Annotated in this window: 1 protein-coding gene; it reads right to left on the reverse strand. The window is 47.3% G+C overall.

Features of this window, described 5'->3' with window-relative positions:
- Positions 1–429 (reverse strand): potassium transporter TrkG (locus tag A3756_RS22425; protein WP_304438925.1); only part of this gene is annotated, 429 nt, incomplete at both ends.

Raw genomic sequence — 429 nt, forward strand, 5'->3', positions numbered from 1 at the left:
GCGGTGGCATGAAGGCGATTCGAATCATAGAGTCAGAGAAGCTATAAGTATCGGTGAAGTAAAGCGTTGCGATCGTAATAATGGTTACGATCAACATGAGCGATGCGTAAAAGCGGAACTCGGGGTCCATAAAGTACGTTCGCCAGCTATTGCTTCGCCATGCAGTGAAATGCAGCGCGAAATTAACCCCGGCGATAAACATAAAGAAGATGGCGATTAGTTCAATTACGCTATTATCGAAATAGCCAATACTGGCATCATGGGTTGAATAGCCGCCGATGGCGATGGTCGAAAAACTATGGCCTATGGCGTCAAACAGGGTCATTCCAGCGGCCCAGTAAGATAGCGCGCAAGCGACTGTTAGCCCGAGGTATATATACCAAAGAGCTTTGGCGGTTTCGGTGATTCGAGGCGTTAATTTACTGTCTT

Source organism: Oleiphilus sp. HI0086, assembly GCF_001635225.1.